This is a genomic window from Microbulbifer maximicatervae (SeqCode) (genome assembly GCF_052468155.1).
In genome coordinates this window covers 4,134,542-4,154,974 of sequence record NZ_CP174335.1, presented here as the reverse complement: position 1 = coordinate 4,154,974, position 20,433 = coordinate 4,134,542, and the positions used below count along the sequence as shown (strand labels likewise).

Annotated in this window: 13 protein-coding genes and 2 pseudogenes; 10 read left to right on the top strand and 5 right to left on the bottom strand. The window is 39.9% G+C overall.

Annotation, left to right across the window (positions count from 1 at the left end):
* Nucleotides 1-350 precede the first annotated feature (350 nt).
* The 3 genes from ACJJIY_RS17650 to ACJJIY_RS17640 all read left to right on the top strand — a co-directional run bounded on the left by ACJJIY_RS17650 (nt 351) and on the right by ACJJIY_RS17640 (nt 3,532).
* A complete protein-coding gene (locus ACJJIY_RS17650) occupies nt 351-581 on the top strand; it encodes a hypothetical protein (protein WP_444897016.1) in 231 nt (76 codons plus the stop codon).
* 750 nt (nt 582-1,331) lie between these two features.
* Nucleotides 1,332-3,218, top strand: coding sequence for a VCBS domain-containing protein (locus ACJJIY_RS17645; protein WP_445358508.1), 1,887 nt, complete (start codon nt 1,332-1,334; stop codon nt 3,216-3,218).
* A gap of 32 nt (nt 3,219-3,250) precedes the next feature.
* Entirely contained in the window at nt 3,251-3,532 is a 282-nt protein-coding gene (locus ACJJIY_RS17640) for a hypothetical protein (RefSeq protein ID WP_444897018.1), read from the top strand.
* Between the two features lie 1,307 nt (nt 3,533-4,839).
* On the opposite strand, the gene ACJJIY_RS17635 is transcribed toward ACJJIY_RS17640, so the two are convergent.
* Entirely contained in the window at nt 4,840-8,301 is a 3,462-nt protein-coding gene (locus ACJJIY_RS17635) for a hypothetical protein (protein ID WP_444897019.1), read from the bottom strand.
* A gap of 1,527 nt (nt 8,302-9,828) precedes the next feature.
* Between ACJJIY_RS17635 and ACJJIY_RS17630 the strand changes: the two genes are divergently transcribed.
* Nucleotides 9,829-10,032 (top strand): transposase, encoded by a 204-nt coding sequence (locus tag ACJJIY_RS17630; protein WP_444897020.1) that lies wholly within the window; start codon nt 9,829-9,831, stop codon nt 10,030-10,032.
* Nucleotides 10,033-10,357: 325 nt separating this feature from the next.
* Here ACJJIY_RS17630 and ACJJIY_RS17625 read toward each other — a convergent pair.
* Nucleotides 10,358-10,562, bottom strand: a pseudogene (locus tag ACJJIY_RS17625) (integrase core domain-containing protein); the annotation flags it as partial.
* 267 nt (nt 10,563-10,829) lie between these two features.
* Nucleotides 10,830-10,958: pseudogene (locus ACJJIY_RS17620) on the bottom strand (IS481 family transposase); the annotation flags it as partial.
* Nucleotides 10,959-12,333: 1,375 nt separating this feature from the next.
* Here ACJJIY_RS17620 and ACJJIY_RS17615 point away from each other — a divergent pair.
* Nucleotides 12,334-13,647 (top strand): alpha/beta fold hydrolase, encoded by a 1,314-nt coding sequence (locus tag ACJJIY_RS17615; RefSeq protein WP_444897021.1) that lies wholly within the window; start codon nt 12,334-12,336, stop codon nt 13,645-13,647.
* A 127-nt stretch (nt 13,648-13,774) separates the two neighbouring features.
* Here the strand turns inward: ACJJIY_RS17615 and ACJJIY_RS17610 are convergent, their stop codons facing one another.
* Nucleotides 13,775-14,149 carry an OTU domain-containing protein gene (locus tag ACJJIY_RS17610; RefSeq protein ID WP_445358507.1) on the bottom strand — a complete coding sequence of 125 codons (375 nt, stop codon included), beginning with the start codon at nt 14,147-14,149 and terminating at the stop codon, nt 13,775-13,777.
* Nucleotides 14,150-14,593: 444 nt separating this feature from the next.
* Nucleotides 14,594-14,842, bottom strand: coding sequence for a hypothetical protein (locus ACJJIY_RS17605; RefSeq protein ID WP_444897023.1), 249 nt, complete (start codon nt 14,840-14,842; stop codon nt 14,594-14,596).
* Between the two features lie 2,152 nt (nt 14,843-16,994).
* Here ACJJIY_RS17605 and ACJJIY_RS17600 point away from each other — a divergent pair.
* From ACJJIY_RS17600 to ACJJIY_RS17580, 5 genes are all read left to right on the top strand, one after another.
* Nucleotides 16,995-17,840, top strand: a complete 846-nt coding sequence (locus ACJJIY_RS17600) for a hypothetical protein (RefSeq protein ID WP_444897024.1) — start codon at nt 16,995-16,997, stop codon at nt 17,838-17,840.
* Nucleotides 17,841-17,895: 55 nt separating this feature from the next.
* The gene (locus ACJJIY_RS17595; RefSeq protein ID WP_444897025.1) at nt 17,896-18,798 is read left to right on the top strand and encodes a helix-turn-helix transcriptional regulator; all 903 of its coding nucleotides are present in this window, start codon (nt 17,896-17,898) and stop codon (nt 18,796-18,798) included.
* 301 nt (nt 18,799-19,099) lie between these two features.
* On the top strand, nt 19,100-19,561 hold the full coding sequence (locus ACJJIY_RS17590) for a hypothetical protein (protein ID WP_445358506.1): 462 nt from the start codon (nt 19,100-19,102) through the stop codon (nt 19,559-19,561).
* A 276-nt stretch (nt 19,562-19,837) separates the two neighbouring features.
* Nucleotides 19,838-20,182: a hypothetical protein gene (locus ACJJIY_RS17585; RefSeq protein WP_444897026.1), complete on the top strand. Its 345-nt coding sequence runs from the start codon at nt 19,838-19,840 to the stop codon at nt 20,180-20,182.
* 32 nt (nt 20,183-20,214) lie between these two features.
* Nucleotides 20,215-20,409 (top strand): EscU/YscU/HrcU family type III secretion system export apparatus switch protein, encoded by a 195-nt coding sequence (locus ACJJIY_RS17580; protein WP_445358505.1) that lies wholly within the window; start codon nt 20,215-20,217, stop codon nt 20,407-20,409.
* Nucleotides 20,410-20,433 lie beyond the last annotated feature (24 nt).

The window sequence follows — 20,433 nt, the reverse complement described above, 5'->3', positions numbered from 1 at the left end:
AAAACCGTTAGAGAGGTATCTCGCAATGATCGACTAAAAGCTGCAGTGTAATACTTAGGATATCGCCCGGGACAAGAACATAAGCTTGCAGCGCTAAGACGCTAGCAAGTGTATAAAGCACAGAGGGTGACTGATGGCATGTGGAAACAAATAGAGGCCCTAACTCAGACCACAGCAAGTCGTAAGCTATATGAAGAGGTGTACGGGGTTGTCGTTACACGGTGAGATGATCTACCAACAAATTTATTTAGATCGGAAAATTATGAAGCTAATACAAGCACCTTAGGATTGCATCAAAGTCCCATGGCAAGTGCTACGATAGGTGTGATCGACGCGGTTAATTACTGACTATGCCTGAACGCAAGACACTATTTACTGTTATTGTTACATTGATATGTAAACAATCAGACTTGCTGGCTGAAGCAGCGATTAGTCGCAAGGTAAGTTTCGAAGATAAAATCAAAACGATTACCTTTGATAGTAGTCTCGAATTCGCTGAACAAGAAACAATTGTAGATTGCTTAGAAGTAGATATTTTACTTTGTTCACCCATATTTATCTTGGTAGAGAAGAATCAGTGAGAATACAAACGGCTTGGAGCGAAAATATTTCCCAAAGGATGCCGGTTTTAATAAGGTGATGGCCGAGCAGGATCAATTTGTAATGGATCTTTTGAACAGTAGATCAGGAGCGAGTAAAAGAGGATGGCCGTCAAATGAATTATTTGCCAGGCCACATGGTGATCCACTTGTGGAATAAAGAATCGTAGTTATTCCTTGGAATAAAAATTAATCATCGTGTAAAGATTTTTCCATATTGTCTAGATGGTGGTTATGTAAATAAAAATGTGGAAAAGTAGACCAATGTAAATAAGCTGGAGTATTCCCTGGTTAAATAACATGAGTCGATAAACTTATTGTGTGGCGGTTGTGGAATATATAATCGAATAAGTTCGAATATATGAGGAGGTGTTGGATTCCGGCGAGGGTGTCGATAACTGAATAAAGTTCACAAAAGTAAGAAAAAATACCAAATACCCGTTAATAAAGACCAATTCCTAAAATTATCAGACCAAAAAATAATGAAAATAATGGGTTATGTAAAATAATGACGCCTTCACCATTTGACATCAGGTATAAGCATTTAATCAATATACGTCGAATGAGTGGTTGTATACGCAATATAAGGGTTGTATATAGATGGTTAATTGTTCTATCTGAAGTTTTTATTTCTATGACACCCGCAGTGTTTACTTACTGATAGGTTTATGTTTATAGAAAATAATGTAGGACAAAGCCAAACAATCCTAGAGATAGTACTTTGGAGAATATGTGAAAAATATACGAGAGATTGCCGTTAGCATTTTGTTGTCTGTTCTTATAGCCTCATGTGGAGGTGGTGGGGGAAGCTCAGGCCAAGCTACCGATGAAAGTTCTGCTGGAAGTGGCAATAGCGCAGGAGGTGGCAATAACTCAGGAGGTGGCAATAACTCAGGAAGTGGCAATAACTCAGGAGGTGGCAATAACTCAGGAGCTGGTAGTAACTCTGGAGGCGGAGGTTCGTATCAAATAACAGGTGGAACCGGTAGAATTTCAGAAAATATCGAAGAGAAAATATCTGGAAAGCTCATCAGTGATACAAATAGCGGCCTTCAATTCGCTCAAGGCAGTTTTCAGGGAGCATATGGGGAGATTGAAGTAAGTATAGATGGGAGTTGGGTGTATGTACTTGATGAGGCTCTATCAGATCCAATTAAGGGAGAGGAAGTTGTCAGAGATAATTTTGTTATAGGTATTGACTCAAGTAGTGAAACAACACCTATTACGATTACTATTGTAGGTTTTGATGATCCATACGAATTTAACGTAGAGTCTCCAATTGGTACATTAGTCGTTGGCGATACAGAGTACTTATCTGGAACAGTAACTATTACTGATGTCGACGGAAATGCCCCAACATTTACTGAAGATACCATTGATGGTGAATATGGTGAATTTAGTGTAGATAAGAATGGTGACTGGGAGTACCGCCTTAATGATGGAGTTGAAAATATTGCCTCAGGAGAGTCAGCTACTGAAACGATAAGTCTGTCATTAAGCGATAATACTTCTCAGGTAGTATTGCTTTCTATTAATACGATAAAGGTAAAGGAAAGTAGTATTGTATTTGTTTACATGGAGTTCGATGGCAATTCATCCTTAGATAGTCTCGGTATATCTGATTTGGCTAATAGTGTTTTTAATAACCCAACTTCAATGAATAGAGTGTATTATTATAACTCTTTAGGTCAGCATAATTTTGTACGGCATCGTGTTAATGATAGCTCTCTAGATAATTATTGCTATGGAACCTCTGGCCAGGAAAACTCATCAATTGATTGTGTAATCTACAATGTGCCCGATGAAATAAATGGCGACATGCTCAGCTACCAGGAGTTACTCGATAGACAACACCTTGGTGGTCGATATACAGATAAAGGTATGACCTTTCGAGATGAAGCTGACGAATGGGCCAGAGAAAATTTATTAGATGAAAATAATGAACCTCTGGATTTAACAAAATGGGACCATCGAGTATATCTTTATCCGATATCTATATTTGGTGCGGCTGGAGTGGCCGCAACTTGGGGGAACTGGTCGTTTGTAGGGTTAGAGGGCGGGCCAGTTGCAGCCTTAGCCACTATTAAGCATGAGGTGGGTCATAACTTTGGACTAGGCCATGCAAATTTTGATGAGAATAACGATGGAAATCTTGAAAGTTATTATGGGGGAAGAGGAATAATGGGCTTAGGGTGGTCTAACCTATTTGGGAGTGGCCAGCGTGAATTTTTAGGGTGGTATGAGCAATTCCCTGAGTATACAAAGGTAGTCACACCATATCTGGGTGGATTACAAGAAATAGAAATTCAGTCAATTTATCTTGGTCCCGGAGAGCTTTCAAAAAATCTTCCTCAGCAAGTAAAAATAGGAGGTGAAGGTCATAGTCATGGAAAAGAATATTATTATGTTAACTATCATGCTTCCCACCCCATAATGAATCCCTACCAAATTGAGGATGAGTTATATATCAGCTATGCTGATGGTGGGGCATATAATGATGTGGCGATTGTAAAGGTCGGTGAGTCTTTCACAGACTCCAGGAATGGCCTGTCTATTAAATTTGAATCGGTGGACGCTATGAGAAAGTTTGCAAAATTTACTGTAAAATATAGTAATTAATTTTTAAATACAGATCTTTTTTGGTGTAAATTATGTTTAGAATACTACTGATGGCGATTTCAATTTTTTTGTCGGTGAGTGTCACGGCTGAAGATTTTATAGTCGGAAAGCTAGAGGAAGTCACTGTAGAAGATAAAAGCTTTAGTAAGGTTGAGCATCTTTTTTTGATTAAAGATGAGGTTTCTGGAAACTATTTTTTCTTAGATAAGAAGAAAATAAAAGGCCTTAGTGTGAAGCACGGAGATCGTATAAGTATTGATGCTGAATATGAGGGTTCTCAGATTGTTGAGGTTAGACATATTAGTTTGCTATGAAGTATATCATTAGGTACGAAATGTATATAAAGTAGAGATTGATGATTAGATTTAATCAATCATGCTAATATATTGCTGGAAGTCGGTAAGCTGCTTTCTACGCTCGATTATAAGTCGGTATAAGATCGGCTTCCAGTTTTGGATAAAATTATCGACTTTTCGATATATTCCCTGCATTGAAGGTTCATTAGGTGGTTGAAATTTATGTGTTTTTAGTTTATCCGATCATGCTGTTGTGGCGCTTTAGTATATTCGTTGTATAAGTTAATTTATGAATCCCGTACGGATTTCCAAACAGAATATAAAAGTTTGGCTAGTGTACTGCTCTTGGACTTGCTAGTCTGTGGGTAATTGCTGCCTCAATTCTCAGCAGAGAGTGGCTTATTCCCGGAGCTATTTTTTAGACCAGCGGCAACCGCCTCGAAGTCTGTCGATGAATCCTACCCCAGTTTATACTTGATGCGAATCAACGTGATGTAAGATATTCTCCTGCAGTCGCTACGGAAAATACCTTCAACTCGATGAATACTACACGAACAACCAGAATTTAACATCCACTGTTCCTCTGAGATATAAGATCAGAGGGACCCTCTGGCCTTCCATATTGACGCTTAGTGCTTTTTGGGGCAGCGTGAAGCGCAATTTCTTTGAGATGGATAACTGCGGACTTCCAATCCAGAGGATGTGTGTGCCGACCTATCTCGACTTCATAAGCAGCTTAGTACCCTATAGCGCAAAATCTGCAGAAATATAGATCCACAGTTTCCTCATGGGTATTGACGATATTGCGGGTGCATACTGAGCCAAAATCCGGTTATCGATCTGTGTTAGATGGGTTGGCCCTGTATTAACAAGTTGACTTTTAAATTATCCGGTTTGACAGTAGAGACCACTTATTTCAACTCTACTATGTTGCCCTTTAAGGTGAGTGGAGTTATTACCGCTGTGGTTGTTGTCAAAACCTCGAACAGAGGGGGGGGGGGGGGGCGCTCAGCCAAAACCGCCTATTATGTTGATAGGCATCTGGGTGAGTCAACTAAGGGTGTTTTCAGTCATTATTTTACTCATGAGACACTTAGGTGTTGAGTGTTGGAAAGCAATTAGTTACACAGTTAAAAATAAATCAATAGTATCACCATAGTGCTGGCTGGTTGTATCACTAGCCCCTGCCTCAAGAGAACTGTTGCTAGTTACTATATCGGGAATTCAAATTCGTCAGATCAGTTTGCTGCTAGCACCTTTTTAAGATGCGCTTATGAAACCTCTTGTTAACGAACTCATAAGCGCTTAATGAGGTATAAGAATATTTAATCAGTTACCCGTTCAAAAAGCCATTTAGTGCTTGTTGAAGCATTTGATAGATTCCCAGCAGCTGACATATATTTGTTGTTCATATAGACAGACTTAATAGTATTTGCTCCCCCGCTAAGTGACTCGAGCCTAAAGTGTTGAGAATAATTTGATTCAAGCTCTTGGTCATTGTTGGGAATAGCCCTAGTAAAAAATTTCTCCGTTAATGAGTTAGGTTGAGTAAGGATTGTATTCTGACTAGCAGAAATTATTCGAAACTCGAGTGGGTTGACGGCATCGAGTATCCATATTTGTGAAAGATCATCATCATTGCGCGGCGATATATCGACAATATCATTGTCTCCTGATCTCTTGTCTAAATAATTTCCCGTTTCAACATTTTTAATTCGATACCTGTAACCATTGGTTAACCCGCTAGTGTAGGGCTGGGCAAAAACAATTTCAGACATTTGAACCCGATAAAAAGATGCACTTTTTGCGGTGGCACGTACTGCTTCAGCAGTTAAGTGGTACGGCAGTCCTCTCGTAGTTGTTGGGGTAGATGACGTTCTACGTTCGATGCCACTCCAGCTATCACTATTACCACAGATTGAACTATAATGACTTCCAGTGGATGTGAGAGGTCCCTTTTTTGATAGGTCTACCTTGTGCCTTCCCACGCAAAGTTTATTTACTTGACCATTATCAACATCAAGGCCAAAATTGGTGAAAGCATATGCTTTAGTGTTGTCACCATCTACAAAATTAAAATCATAAAAATGCATATTGCCATTACCGCTATACTTATCACATGATTCAACAGTTGAGTTGAAAATAAAGAATGGCTCTTGTGGTTTATATGTAGGTAGGATTTCTCGTGAAAATATACCTATTTTGAGGTTGGCATCCGTACCAGGAGCTCTAATTACTGATTTGGCCTTCATTCCCACAATGATGGAGTTTGAGGGAATCGCACAATCTACATCACCTGAAAAAGAAGGGGTTTGACCGCGTGGCATTAGTAATCGGTTTCGAATTGGCATTTTGTTCAAGTTGAAAAGAACTTGCTCTTCTGACAGATAAGTTTTATCGAATTTATCTATTGAGTCGAAACACTGGGTTATTGTATTCAGGTTATTATCACATACGGATGAAAGATAAAATGCATCATTATTGATGCCGTCTACTTTTTCTCGCAAGGTGTCAATATCTGATATTAATCCCATTCTTATATAGTAATCTTTATCGGTACTGCTAATCTCTTCCTCATAGTATTTAAGGTGCTGACTAAGGCTAATTGCATAGTTTTCTGCAAAAGTGATTCTTCTTTGTGTTTCTTTGCTATATTTTACAGCCGTGGGGCTAACCGGTGTTTCTGAGATGTTCCCTAAAGTATTTTCTACTTTCAGGGTTAAGTTACCTAGATCGGAAATATTATTTACAGACTTGAAGTAGTTATTACTTCGTTCTCCGGATTCTAGTTTGGGTTTTAATGGGTTACATTGATTGCCATCGCATATCTCGACACTCTTTATTCCCAAATGATCATTAATGACTGCGTGCACTTCTATATTATTAGTAATTCCATTGTCACCATATAGCTGGAAAATATCATAGTTTTTCACTATTGGATACAGTGGGATTTGTTGAGTAATGGTTACAGTTGTTTTGGGTGGCAATCGTATATCCCAAAAATTAGAGCTGTTATTTTTTGAGGTTAGTTGCTCTACAAAATTTGGGTCATTAATTACGTTAAAATTGCTATCTGTAAATGTGAACTCAAAACTGGATGCGCGATCATTGTCGCCGCCAATAATAAAATCACCTTCTGAAGTACGATAACATAAGGCTGCATCTGTATAGCCACTGTTCTTGCAGTCTAGCTGGGTATAGGCTATATCAAATGCTTCCTTAATGGTTACCGACATGTCTGGTAATAAACTACCTTCATCATAGGCATGAACCCAGATATTGTGATTGAAGTCACTACCGTTCGCAGACACGCCTTTTACACTTATACGTGCGAGATCAGAATTGAATGAGTTAATAAGGGCTGACCAGTCCGCATTGTTATTGAGTTGACCTGTAGCATTGTTGAAGAGAGTCACTTTTGCACTTGCAATATTTGTGGCTAATCCAACTGCACCACCATTCGCTAAGTAATCTGTTTCCTCCACACTTAAGCATGATCCTTCTTCACTCCTTCCAAGTACAACTAGTCTCTCACTCTGACCAGCAGCTAGTGAGAACCCATTGCCTTCATAGTCAACGGTTCCCCATAATTGATCGCCAAAATATATATCCCAGAATGGAAATATTTGAGAGGCCGCGTCTGACCCAGTATTTGTTACCTTTAAAGTCAGTGCCATTGAGGAAAAGCAGCTATTTGAAACTTCAGTAGAAGTTTCACTGCTTAAAGACTCAAATGTGCTTGAGCCCGTCTCTATTGCCTCACTAGAGGACCATCCGGTGCTTTGACCGTAACCCCCACCGGTATTTACTCCGATGCTTAGGCCATCGGTACCAGCATTGCCTTCAAAGTTTAATGTAACAAACCATAGTTTTTCTTTGGTTTGACTATTTTCCTTTGTCTGATACTCACCGATTTCCTCGCCGACTTCGGTGCCGTTAGATTCACCAATTGTAGTCATATCATAAAGGGTTATGCCCTCGAGTGTTGTTACAAGTTGTGGCATTGCTCCAATTAGTGGGTGTGATGCTCCATGGACCGGTTGGGAGGCTCCAAAAATACCAATTGCCTCTTCTCGGTCACTATAAGGGTCAAAATCTGTGCTGTATCTAAAAGGGTCTGTAAAGAAGATTTCTCTAGCGGGGCCAAAAGAATCACTATTGATCATGATTGCCGCCATTACGGATGCGATGGTTCCATCTTCGCGGGGAGACCCGGTAATTACCTGATGTGTTTCCGGGTTGGCAACACCAAGTCCATCTAATTTACTGATAACATGGGAGCGGATAATATCGTACATCCCATCAACGATGAGAACTCTGAAGTCTTGCTCGCCTCCTGTATCGAGATTTGATAATTGTTGTGTAGTGACCTTTCCAGCAGCTTCGAGTGCTTTAATTGCCCACCTTGTAGTTCGAATAGTTATGCCGTTTAAAATGACATTATGTGAGGAGTTATCTCTCATATCTAGCCATATATCTGACGGAACAGCTCTTTGTGCCCCTCTCAATAAGTTTCCATCATTATAATACCCGTAGACTTCAGTGAAATCTGTAATTTGGTCTTCGTCGCTATCGATAGATGGGTTAACTAGAAAATGATCCCGGTTAATTGTGCGACCAGTATCGGCCTCAATAAAATCTCTAAATTCATAAAATTCATCTGGATCAAGAATGCCATCTTGATCAGAATCGGAATTATTGGGGTTTAACCCTATTAGTTGTTCAACATGATCTTCGAGCCCATCTCCATCGGAATCCTTCGCGAAACTTTGAGTGCTTAGTGTCATTATAATGCAGCTTAAATAAGCTAGCGATTGAGGTATTTTTTTCAAAATTAAGTAATCTTTTGGTAACATAATCATTAATTTTAATACAGTTGCTTAGAGGAATTTTGAATCTATTGGCCAGTATCAGTGTTATCTCATATGGTTGTCCCTCCTTGACTAATTTAAATATATTAAACATGTCCACCCCCTTCCTTTCCTTGCTCTGAAAGTCCCCGTGTGGGGGATGAAAATCAGTAATTATTGTAATTATGTTTTATTTTAGGTGTTGTTTCTTATTGGTGTTTTAACTATATATTTTTGGGTTTCTGGTTCTATCAATATTGGTCTTTTTTTTTGGGATGTAATCGATTGTATTTGTTTAATGGGGGGGCGAAGGTGGTCTTTTATAAAGCAAGTTGTTATTTCTTTGGGTGCTTTATGTGTGGCGGTAGTGTTTGCTTAATATTCAAAGTTTCATGGGGTCGTATTGTCTTCGGTCTGTGACTGGTAATACTTTCGTATTTACCAAAGAGATATGGATATGCTTTCTACTTTAGAAAAAGAATAAAGGCATAGGTAGAGTGTTGGGGTGAATAATAATGATCAGATCATTAGTATAAGTTCATCAACTTTGTCTGTGTGAGTTCGGACGATGGATGAAATGTTGCCCCCCCCTAACCTTTTTTGTGAATATAGTGCTTCTAGGGGTCTTAATTTTATTTTTAATTTTCTTTGTGGTTATCATTTATGTCTGCATTTTTCATGAATGGATAGGTCACTTCCCTTTGGGGGTATGCATGTACCAATTACCATTCTTTCTCTCTATTTCTGACTTTTGGATCACAGAGATCGGTATTTATTTCTCTGCATGAATAAGGGCTTTCTGGTTCGAAAACTCACATCTTTAATCCAAAATAATTCCTTCCAAGTTTTTCTGAAAAATATTTTAGTTGTTATCTAGTGTGCAGGCTGTTTATACTGTGTCTTTCCTAGTAGCCAGGCGTTGTGTGTTCTTCGGTCTCAATAGATCGTCCACAGATGTAAATTACTTGAGGATATTCGACCCCTGTAGTTATTCTTCAAAACACTCCCATCAGTGCCCATCTTCTAGTCGGGAGAGGTGCTGACTCTACCAACTGAACCCTACTTTCCCAGCCACACTTATTATCTAAAATCAAGGATCATTAATATCTAAGGATTAAATGATGTGCATTGCAACTATTTTCGGATAATATGTTAATTTTACTTTCCATCTCTAGGCGAGATATCCCCATTGTGCCGGTGGGAATGCTCACAGTTGCTGTAAGCCATTAGGTTCTGATTTTAATTTTATAAATGTATAACCTGGAGAAGGAATCCATTCAAATCCCAGGCTCAGAAACAGTCCTTCCATTGGTACACTTTATTCGTTGCTTCCATATTTTTTAAATGCTTTTAATCAATCGGACTTTTTAACTAATAGCTAGTAGGTCAAGTTCAGCGGCGCTCGATATAAGACTTACCCAGGTTAAGTAGACACCCTGTATAGTTAGGTTTCGGCCTTGTATCATGGGAAACAAAAGAACTCAGGCGTATACAGAGGAATTCCGAATCGAGGCAGTAAAAAGGGCGGAAAAGCCTGGAGTGACAACGGCTTCTGTGGCACGCGAGCTGGGTGTCAGTGCACAGCAGATCTATAGCTGGCGCGGTCAATTTAATCGTCTCTCAGATAAGCAGCTTAATAGATTAAATGGTATCGACTACTCCAAGTAGGAAAGTGCAGTAGTCCGCAGGCTCACGAAGGAATTGCAGGAGGCGCGTAAGGGGGGCGAGCGTCTAAAAAGGCAGCTGCGTACTTTGCGAACCACTAAGAGTAAAGTACGCACTGATACAGGAGCATGTAGGGCTATTCTCGATTAACTTGATGTGTCGGTGTTTAAGGTTCTCAAGATTGGACTATTATTGGTGGCTTGGGAGACTGGTATCTTCTAGCGCTATTAGAAAGTTGCGGGTAGCTAAAAGGGTCCGAGTGATCCTACCCTTCAACTATAGTAGCTCAGGTTTGATCTGACAGTTACCGGTTTTTCAGGAGGTGCTATTTACCCTGATGGGTTCTCCAATTATTGTAATATGTGAGCCTTCGTCCAGATCCTTTTGTAACTCTTCTATTGATCCATAGATCTTGCGGCGTATGAAGGTTGGTAGAACGCTTGTAAAATGGTTTTATGGAAGCGTTCACAGATCCCATTTATTTGTGGATGCCTGGCTTTTGTCTTAGTGTGTTCTATTTCGTTCACACTTAGAGAGCCTCTGAATAACTCCGTGATACCCCTGGCATGCGGAGCGGTTCACAATCAAGGCGCGGCTTCGCAGGAATGTCTAGACCTTTCAAGAAGTCGCAACGCGGAGTGTGAATCGCTCTGCAAGCCCCGAAGGGCGGGTCTTGAAGGCCGCATCTGCTGCGTTGCAGCTTTTGCAAAGGGCTACGGCCATTCGCGGCAAGCTGCGCCTAACATCTGCAGCTTTCAAAACCCGCAGAGGCATTACGGAGTTATTCAGAGGCTCCTTAGATATAACTGATAATCGTGCTGTTCCAATTTGCCACAATACTCGGTACCACGATCAGTTAGGATGCGCAGCACTGGAAGATCATGTATGGCATAAAACGGTAGTATAAAGTCATTCTGGAGGTCCGCCGCGCCGAGATATCAGTCATTATCTAATGACTTACTATAACTGGGAGCGCCCCCACCAACGCAATGATGGGGGCACGACTGCAAAAGCGGAAGAAAAACTTAACTTATTTTCCGGAAACAGTTGGTCGCTACAGTCGTACTCTAGCTCCATAGGTTCTTTTCAATGATTGGCCTGGGCACGAGTGCCAAGGTAGATAGTGCCATATATAGATGTTGGGTGCTGAAGATACATAGAGAGGTTGTTGACCGACTGGTCACATTTGGAGTTGGCTTGGTAGGGCATAGATAGTTTTAGGTTAGCCTTTGGGCCACTTTTCTGGGAGGGGACAGGTGATGCAAGTGCCTCTCAGAGTGGGTGCAGCCTGAGGAGAGCTTTCTAAAAATATTAGGTTTTTTGGAGGCCTTGTTGCGGATTATGAATTGATCATAGGATGCCGTAGGGCCAGCGTAATAACACTTGCAATGACTAAAAAGCTATTTCCTTTAAAGCTTAGCCTATCACCGGTATTCTTTGAGGTCCGACGGGAAGTCTAGGCGTATCCAGAGCCCCCTGATTAATGTTTCTTTGTATCTAACAACAATCAAGTAAGTGATGCCAAAAAAGTAATACTCTGAGAACTTTTCTTTGAGACATCATCGATCATGTCTGATACGCGGAGTAGTAAGAGGGAGATAAAAATCAAGATATTCGACTTTCTATAATACTTTAAGCCTAATAATGCACGAAAAATAGACAATGTATAGTTTCTTCCTTTTTAACGTGACTTTAGTACCACCTATTACTAGCATACGATGACTGCTCTTGGTCAGGCAGGAGCATCCGAGCTCCTCAAGTTCGTGGTACAAAATATTTATATCAGGCTAATAGGAAAGCCACTAACTAGATATTTTCATAGGTATTATGGGTAGTCAGCTACTCGAGTAGAACCAATGGGTCAAAAAATTACTTTGGATTAAATATGTCTTTTTGATGGCTGCTACGATTGTATAGACGCTTCTTAAGGGCTAAGGCTAGATGTGGCGAGTTGCGCTTTACACTTCAGCCCAAAGATGATCTGGGGTAATTTGGGACTCCTTAGGACTTTGTACAAGAATTGGTAAATAGGTTGTTGTGAATATATCAATTCAAATGTTTGGCGAGTTGGCTGTCTACCATGATGGTTCAGCGATAAGTTTACCTCGCTCCAAAAAAACCCGAGCAATCCTCGCGTTCTTGTTATTGGCTTCAAGGCCGCACCGTCGTGATCGTTTGTGTGAGCTCTTCTGGGATCTGCCAGATGATCCTAGGGCATCGCTAAGGTGGTCTCTTAGTAAGATCAGGCCTATTGTGAATGACCCGCACAATGCGCGCTTAAATGCAGATCGAGAAAGGGTTCGCATGGATACGGAAGATATTCATATTGATGTGAGGGAGCTAGCTTCAAAGCTTAAAGCTCCTGAGTTATCTTACAGTGAGCTTCTGTCAATTCATGATGAGCTAAAGGAGACTTTCCTAGACGGTATAGATTTGCCTGATCAGGAGCTTTTTCAGCAGTGGTTAGTAGCAGAGAGGGAGGAGGTGGGACGCTTGCGAGGGCAAACCTTATCGCGCTTGTCATCCCATAAAAACAGCCCGCCTCCAGAGCAATTAAAGTGGGCGCGCGATTGGGAAACGCTAGAGCCATTTAATCCTAACGCAGCAACTCAATTACTAAACAAGCTAGAAATGTTAGGGCGTATTGAGGAGGCTGATAGTATTCGCCCAAAACTTTTAGAAAGATTTAAAAGGGCTGGCATATCATGGACACCAAAGAATAACTTTGCGATAACTTATGAAAAAGGATTTAAGAAGCAGTCATTAGAACGTACATTAATTAAGAGCCAGAAAATTAAATTTTGTAAAGCATCAGATGGTGCTCGAATTGCCTACGCATCTATCGGTAGGGGAACTCCAATCATAAAAGCTGCGAACTGGTTAAGCCACTTAGAGTATGATTGGGAATCCCCAATTTGGAGCCCTTTGTTCCAAGCTTTATCCGCTGAACACCAGTTTATACGCTATGATGAGCGTGGAAATGGTCTATCCGATTGGAATGTGGATACCATTTCATTTGAATCATTTGTAACTGATTTAGAGACGGTTGTGGAAGCAAGTGGTGTTGATAAGTTCGCCTTACTCGGGATTTCTCAAGGGGCAGCTGTTTCTATTGAATATGCAGTACGCTATCCGGAGCGCGTTAATAAGCTGATTCTTTTTGGAGGGTATGCAGCAGGTTGGCGGACTGGGGCAACTGATAAGATCATTAAAGAGCGTGAAGCTATAATAACGCTTACAGAGTCAGGTTGGGGGCAAGACAACCCTGCATACAGGCACATCTTTTCGTCCACCTTTATGCCTAGCGCGAAAGCTGATGAGTTAGATTGGTTCGACGAGTTTCAGCGACTTACAACATCAGCGAATAATGCAGCCCGATTTCTTTCAGTTTTTGGTAGTATAGATGTTCGCGATAAACTTAAAATGGTTACTGTACCGACACTGGTTATCCACTCGCTGGGTGATCAAAGAATACCAATACAGCAAGGGATTGATATTGCAGCAAGCATCCCAAATTGCAAGTTCGTGGGTTTGAATAGCGATGGCCACCTTTTGCTTGGGCGTGAACCGGCTTCTAAGGTTTTTGTAAATGCAGTGAAAGAATTCATCTCTACTTAGCTCAAAGGAGGCGCAGATTTGTAAATCTCAATGCATGAGAAAGTTTCATTTCGAGTATAAGGTTGACGGATCAAAGAGGGAGGCAAGCCTTCCTGGACAGATTGGAAACACAACGCAGCAATGCAGACTAAATAATTTCATTAATGACAAAACCTTGAGCTAATGAGTGGTTAGGATTATCTGCTACCCAGCCACCAAGTTTCTGTCGAAGAGATGCATAATTAATCTGAAGGTTATTTAAATATTTAGCTGTTGCTGCAAATAAGCAATTTCCATCTTCTGGGGCATTAGTTGATTCTAGCTGCTTTGCTTTTTCTAACTCAATCAAATCTGATGGATTCTTGACTGCATTGTTAATTAGTTGATAGTGATTATTGTCTAGGAATAAATTTACTGCAGACGAACTAGAAAACTCTTCACCTATCGCCAAGACCTGGTTGTAGCCAGGAGAAATTATATTGATAGGCCTTATTATACATTGAGACAAAAGAGATGGGTGCATATCTGAAAGCTTGGTGTTCCAAGCTCCGCGCTTCTTAATATCATTTACACACTTATGTAAAGCTGATTTTTTTGTATCGGAGAGGGTGGCTTTTCGATCGATGCAGAAGATGTTATTTCTGAGGGGGTTTCCATATGCTGACCACTATATACTCCACTGGTATCAGCAAAAACTATAATATACGATTTAAAAGTATATCTACGAAGTCTCTCAAAGCTTGATGCAGTGTTAGGTTCTAGTGTGCACTGTAGAGATTTCTTGGATGGTTTACTTGTATGGAAAATCTTAGGTGGACTAAAGTTAAAGGGCAGCATAATTTATCCTGTTCATAATTATTAGATTCTTTAAGGGTGGTATAAAATTAATCAGTTCAGCGATTTTTGGGTAATCAAAAGTAGTAAATCTATATACGGTTGAATAAATTGACCGTTGTGCTAATTACCCTTATGATTTGCTATGCAAAATATCATTTTCAACATTCTCTACAATTTTTACAACTTCAGTGAGTTTTTCTGCAATATTTAAAGTGCTGGCCGCTCCTGTTATTGTACTTAGTTGTTGTAAAAAACGAATTAGTGCTCGTTTAGAAGTACTTGCATCAATAGACGCGTCGCCCCCAGTAATAAAATTGGGGGAGGAAAGAGGTAAGCGATTAAAGTTTATATCTATCAATCTTTGCATATCTTTACGCACATGGCAGAACTCCCCCTGATACTGGTCGACAGCAATGTCAGCTGAGTACTTAGAATCTATTTTACCTGTGCTAATTATCTGGTTTACATGAGTTATTTTAGACATAAAGTAGTAATTTCAAACCTTAACTATAAGACCTGCAAGACCTGCTAAGCTAATCCTATGAAGATCTCGGGTATTTTACAAATTAAAAAACAATATACGGCCCTCTATATCCATACAAAAGGTATATATAGGTGGAACCTAGTTATCATAGAGTGAAAATCCTATAAGTCATTTACTTGAGTTATGGTAACTAAATGCAGATTTTCCTGCTTTAGAATTCTTCGACGAAATTATTAGTTCTGGTCATTTTTAGTACCTCTGGTTACAGTAGATGCCAATTTCAAGCTTGTAAAAAATATATCGATTAAATAAAAAATATTCTAGCGTTGATTAACCAATATTCCGCAAAATATTTTACGGCAACTTTCGTGGGAGGCTTCCGCCATCAAGAATTAGGTGCCTCTGAACAACTTCACGATACCTCTGGATGCAGAGCGGTTCACAATCAAGGCGCGGCTTCGCAGGAATCGCTAGATCTTTCAATAAGTCGCAGCGCGGAGTGTGAATCGCTACGCAAGCCCCGAAGGGCAGGTCTTAAAGGCCACAGCTGTACAGCCATTCACGGCGATCTACGCTTAACCCTGCAATATTCAAGGCCTGCAGAGACATTGCGGAGTTGTTCAGAGACTCTCGAAGAGACTTCTGATTAAGGAGGTCTTATTATCGGACCAGCCTGGGCTGGATAAAAATTGGGCTTCTCACGAAGATAGCTTTAACTTTTGCACAAATCTCCCAAGTTTTTGTCTGAATTCCTCTGTGTACGGATTTCAGGCGCAATATCCCAAGGCAGCAAGATATTTTCTCCCTATCCATAAAATCGTAAAGCCTACCTGTAATTACAGGTGTCAAGTATTTTTCACCAACCCGCGTTATCGAGCATTATTGTAGCCAAGCTGACACTTGATATAGCGGAAGGGGTGACCCTAACCTGCATCTCTTTCTTTTCCACTTTACGAAGTGACATTTGACCTGGAAGGGATTTAGCTTGTTCGGTCTAAACGCTATGTACCAGCCCACCATTGTCTCTTTCAGCTATTCCCGCTTTACCATACCGATGTATCCAGAATCACCTTAGGTGATGCAAATCCAAAGAGCTGGCAGCTGATGTGGTATCCATAAGGAGATACTGATGATAGAGAGTGACAGTTTTAAATACAAACCATAAAGAAATCCGCAGATTAAGGAAGCTAAGATTATCTTTGTAGAACCTGCCAAATGGAAACACATGAACAGTATTGATGCCACGCTGAGTAAGTAGAGTATAAATCAGTCGCATCATCAAGACTGATAACTTGGCGGGGAGGCGGGGCAATCAAGGAGTGATAAAAATTTTCAGCTATCGGCCGTATAGCAGACAGAAGCTCGTAAAGAGCTGACCCCAATTGTTGATCACCGATAGCGTGTGGATGTTTGTGAGGTCGATGACTGAGTCGGGGCTGAAAACGGAAATGGAAGGGCACAGAACAATCAACTGATAGATCAAACGATACTTCAAACGCTAGATCAAATGGATACAGGGTTTAATAGGATTAAGTTGAATGAGGCTTAAATAGGTCAGCATAAATAACTTTGAGAGATGTCCAGCGAAGAACAATAAACTGGAAAGTCTCGCTTCAAAAAAATGTACTACTTCAGCATGAGTTAAATCAAATTTAGAGCGATAGATGTGAAGCAGAATGAACTTTAAGCCTTGCAGGACACTTAATACGCGAAGTCAGACACACATATTAGTGGAGTGATTGAGGGGGCTAAGCTAGATGAAGCACTGTGCCACGAAACAGGGAAAAAAGTCTAAAATCAAAAAAAAAAACAGGAAAATCTAAAGCGTGAATTCTGATACTACGTAACATGGCTACTAAATATTGTACTGAAACAAGAATTTTCCCCGGGGCATTTAGCAAAGCCGAAAATTCTTACTGGGTCACTCGATAACATATAGATTTCGCACAAGATGTATACAAAACTGGTGTAGGCTCAAAGGAGACAGTATGACCGGAATCAATTGGGGGCGAGCCTAAGGGTTATTAGTATGGCCTCCCAGAATAGTATGAAAGCGACCAAAAGTGAAGAAACTAACCTATCTGATAGTGGTGGGGATGTTTGGCTTTTTGGAGCATCGAAATTTCGCTATGACAGTGATGGGAATGTACGTGAAGCAACAGAAGGTGAGATTCTAGGTCAAACTCGAAGTTCGCCTACAGCTATGATTGCTGTGCTATCAGAAGGGTCCAAGTTACTTCTGTTTGATGCGAATGGTGCATTCGAACAAGATATGGATGCAATTGCGAAGCTCTATACTCAGGATGATCAAGCACCCGAGCAAATAAGTGAGGAGGTTCGTGCGGCAAGAGTAGCTTTGCGAAATAAGATGAGGGCGGATATCAACGCGGATGTATTTTCGGTCTATGATGCAGGTAAATATTATCATAATGAAATTGAGGTTGCACCAGAGAAAATTGTTTCTGAGATGAATGGGCTACTTGTTGAGCATTTAGTGGATAAACAAAAAGCTTTTACAGATTTAAAAAGCAGGATAAATGCAGTAGATGGTTGGCTTCAAGAGCAGCTTTCACTAAAAGGCGAAATTGAAATGGTCGTAATGTATGACCTACATGAAAGACTCTATTTTGAGCAGAGGAAAGTGAATACTCTGGACCCTGCTTACAATCCCATGCCCTGGAAAAAATCATACAAAAATAACGCAAGTATTGCTGATTGGAGAGGTGTAGGGGACTACCAAACCCCGCTAAGTAAATTTTCCTCAGAAACTTTTCCTAATAATGCGCAGATAAACTTAGTCGATAACCTAAATAGTGCATTTCAATCTATGATTGATGATCTACACTCTCATAATAGTACAACAATTAAGGCACTATCAAAGTCTATTGTATAGATATTGAGTTTGAGCGGTATATTTAAAGAAATAATTTTAGTGAGTTGTTGAAAGTATGAATATTGCCTTGAGTAAAGGGCAGGTATGCTGTTCAGAACGGGAAATAACTATTGAAAGTCACCATAGTGGTGATTTAATAGAATTGATTACTATTTCAATTCCTCAAGGAAAATCTGCTGCCTTCATATTTGCACCGGTTATTAATTTAGTCTTGATGGTAGCCGGTTCTGCAAGTATTACATATAACCAGTCCAAATTTGAGTTATCAGTTGGGCAGGTTTGGCTTGTTGGTTCTGATACAGACTTTAATTTGAGTAATAAAAGTGAGTCCCAGGATATTGTAGCTATTTGCGTTCGTATTCGTGAAGCAATGTTAGCCAGGTTCTATGACAGGTATGACAATGCGCTTATTCTCAAGAAACAGGCTGCTAAAATGGTGGAGTCCTCATTACCGAAGTATGCTTCCCCAATCATCTTTCCAAGCTGTGAGCTAACGAGAATAACTTTGGACTCCTTTAGGCTGCTAGGCCGATTAGACAATGATGGGTTAAATGCTCTTAAGCTGGAAGAATTGCTTCTCTTGAAACTAAATAGTGAACATGGGGAAATTCTTGCTGACGAACTGCTAAATAGGGTTAATCCTACACATGAAAAATTTAGAAGATTCATGGAATCTAACACTACGAAGAACTGGTCTGTGGCTACATATGCGAAGCAAATAGGCATGAGCTTGACATCTTTTAAAAAAATGTTTGGACAAGTTTATAAAGAAAATTCACCAAAAGCCTGGATTAACGAAAAGCGGCTCCGACACGCAGATATCCAAATTCGTACTACCAATAGAAGACTGGTGGATATTGCCCTAGAGAGCGGTTTTTCTAGTCAGTCGTACTTTACCCAGCTGTATAAGTCAAAATATGGAATATCTCCATCTGAGGCTCGACAAAAATGTACCTGAGATATTTTTTATCATGTCTATTTGGTTCTATAATAATAGGTAGTGCTGTACAAAAGACAAGTGATGCAGAGATAATTTCGACACTAAGTATTGGAGTGCAAGTTGAAAGCGTAATATCAAGTAAAGCGTCAGATGTTTTGTTTTAAAAATATAATTGCTTAGAAGGATTTCCCCCTTTTTCAATTGACAAACTATCAGCTAGAGATCTTCAAAGAAAGCTAGCGTTAGGTAATTATGATGTTGTCATTAGTCAATGGATTATCTCAGATCAGGGGGGTGTGCAACAAGTTGGGAAAGAAGGTTGATTGGTGAGGCATCTATTAATTGCTTTACTCTCAAGGAAAGGTATAACCTAGCAAATATTTCTGACAGGGATATTTTTTCGAAAATAAAAACTATAAGCCATGTTGCTGATGACTCGTCCTTGAGAGTTGATCCAAGTTTGATAAATTTACATCCAAATGCTTTTGCTTTTGCTTTTGCATTTGTTGACTGTAAATCTATAAGTAAGTGTATAGACATACTTAAAGAGGGCGATGTAGATGTTATTGCAACCAAGAGTCGGGATTCGATGCATTACATGGAACATACGGTTCGGGGATATAATTTAGAGTTATACAGGGTGGAATTTTCTGAGCCTGGATGTCTCTATATCGGATTGAGTCCTCGAAGTCTTTCTCCAGAAGAGAGAGAAACGATAATGAATAATTTTAGTAATCTTTGGGAAGATAGGAGTTGCTTGACAGCAACACACGATAATTAATTGTACGTATAGCTATTAATTTATTTTGTTATATTTAAGGGGGTTAAATGAGCTCATATAACGGTCCGACACTTGTTGTCACTCATATCGTTTAAAATCCCAAGGCTATAGATAGTATCCAACGTCAAGCTGAGCTGCCCCTTTAGGGGGGGCAATGCTTCAGGCAATAAATAATAGCCTTATAGAATTTTCATCATTTTTGCATAAATATAAGAATCTAAACCAAAATAGAGCTAAAGTTATCCCGAAAGGATATTGATGCTAGAACATTAAAAAATGACAAAAGCTTCTTTAAATGTGAAGGAGGTGAGTAGGGTTTCTGAGCTGGCGAGCGCAATTAACAAGGATGAGTTTACTGAAGCTGGAACTCTAGAAGAGTTCAAGAGGTTTTCGATACACTTTTCTTTAGATATAACAAAGAAGGGAATAGCCCTTCTTTCATTGAGGTCACAACTTTCGGAGTCAGCAAGTGCTTCGATTAGTAATTCGAAAATATTGAAGAAAGTTGATAGAGAGCAGGAGCCAGTATTATCATCATTTGAATTCAAAGGAGGTATTTTAGAGTATGGTGCCAGGTCTTTAATTGACGAAGCCGGCATAGATCATAAGAATGTATGCTGATCTATACAAGCACGGGGCCTCCGTATGTAACTATGAAAGGTGAATTTATATTATCCTGGAAGATAAAAATTTTAGCAAGCAAGAATGATGTCCCAATTATTGAAAATGTACCCTTGGCAAGGGCGCTATATTCTAAGATAGGCGTTGATCAAAGTATAACCGATGAATTTGTTGAACCTGTAGCTGATGTTATTCGTTGGCTGAGGGCTCATGAAAAACAAGTTTAACTATTTAGAGATCTTATAAAGAGT